This window comes from Ruminococcus sporogenes (genome assembly GCF_054655175.1).
This window is the reverse complement of sequence record NZ_BAAHOA010000017.1, coordinates 1-1,659: the sequence shown is the minus strand read 5'-3', so window position 1 is coordinate 1,659 and position 1,659 is coordinate 1. Positions and strand designations below refer to the sequence as shown.

The 1,659-nt window shown below is 34.3% G+C and carries 2 protein-coding genes and 1 tRNA gene; all 3 read left to right on the top strand.

Features of this window, described 5'->3' with window-relative positions; genetic code table 11:
- The first annotated feature begins 26 nt into the window (after positions 1 to 26).
- Positions 27 to 102, top strand: a tRNA-Asn gene (locus tag ACYQ0N_RS15185).
- A gap of 892 nt (positions 103 to 994) precedes the next feature.
- The gene (locus ACYQ0N_RS15180) at positions 995 to 1,327 is read left to right on the top strand and encodes a plasmid mobilization protein (protein WP_177531348.1); all 333 of its coding nucleotides are present in this window, start codon (positions 995 to 997) and stop codon (positions 1,325 to 1,327) included.
- On the top strand, positions 1,288 to 1,659 hold a 372-nt coding region (locus ACYQ0N_RS15175), incomplete at its 3' end, for a relaxase/mobilization nuclease domain-containing protein (RefSeq protein ID WP_460163160.1). The genes ACYQ0N_RS15180 and ACYQ0N_RS15175, both read left to right, overlap by 40 nt.

Here is a 1,659-nt window from a genome sequence, read left to right as displayed (position 1 = left end):
TTGTTTTGTGTAATGTATATATATATTCCTCAATAGCTCAGTCGGTAGAGCATGCGGCTGTTAACCGCAGGGTCGTTGGTTCGAGTCCAACTTGGGGAGCCAAAGGTAAGTACTAAAACCATCTGCTTACAGCGGCATTTATGTTGTTTGATAACGGAGGAAACTCCGCAGGCGGCTGTGAGCAGTGATTTTAGTTTATGTTAATTTTGATAGTGAATAGCTGCCTGAAAGAAATATTCAATTTTGTTTAGAAAAAGCAATAAGCCCGCCAGTTCCGATGGAGGAATATCTGACGAGCTTATGAAATCTATTCGAGCATACATGTACGTACGCTGAGATAGCATTCTCACTAAGTCAATCAGATAGGGTTGTATCTGCGTTGATTATGGAGCATTGAACGTTTCGCAGACGTTCAATGCTTTGTGGGGGTGCTTTTTCTGTTTTGTATTTTAACATGAAGGAAAAATTTTGTCAAGTATTTTTTTCAAAAATATTTTTCTGGTATTTTTCAGCAATTATAGGAATCGAGATTTTAATCTCGGTTCCTTATTTTTTTTGCAATGTCGAAAAAAATTTTTTTCTTCATTTTTTTTAATAGTTCGGATATATTTTAAACGCCGTATTTACGGCGTTTTTTTATTTTATCGGATTGACGTTTATGAATAGAAGAATAATTCTGCCCTCTTGACAAAATAAAAATTCATGATTATAATTTAAAATCAAATTGAGGCGATCGCTTTTGGACTTTCGATTTCTGATTTTTCAGAATCAAAAAATCCTTGGATTTTTTGAAAAAATACAGCGCATTCATGCGCTGTAAATCCGAATTTTGTCCGGAGATGAATCTTCTGAAAAATTCGGAGGGCTGAATAGCAAGGAACGCCGGTGTGGACACACTCGGCAATTTTTACAAAAACTCAACGGAGTTTAGTTTTGAAAAAATTAATCTTTTGGGAGCGCCCAAACCCCGAAAAAAGTCAAGAAAGGATAAGCAATGTCAATAGAAAGAAAACGTAATTATTTGATAAAATTTTATGTAGACGGAGAAGAAAAAAAGTTCATAATTGAGAAGATGAAAGCTGCCGGAATTAAAAATCTAAGCGCCTATTTAAGAAAGATTTCAATAGAGGGAAAAATAGAAATTGTTGATTATTCAGAAATAAGAAAATTTGTATCGGAGATTAATAAAATAGGGGTAAATATTAATCAGATAGTTAAGCGCGTCAACGAAACTAAATCGGTGTTTCGAGAGGATATTAAAGATATTCAGAATAAACTGGAGGAAATATGGCTTATACAGAAATACATCCTATCAAAGTTACCTTAGGCAAAGCTATCGACTATATTTGCAACAAAGAAAAAACAGAAAACGGTTTTTGGATTTCTACTCATAATTGTCAACATCGTACAGCGGAATACGAGTTTGGTTTTACAAGAAAATCAATGAACAGCAATGTTGAAAATCTTGCTTTTCATGCAATTCAGTCATTCAAAAAAGGAGAGGTGACCGCAGAACAGGCTCATGAAATCGGACTTGAAACTATGAAAAGAATGCTTGACGAACAATATGAATTTGTACTCTCAACTCATGTCGATAAAGCCTGCATACATAACCATATAATTATCAATTCCGTCAATTTTCATAACGGTAAAGCATTT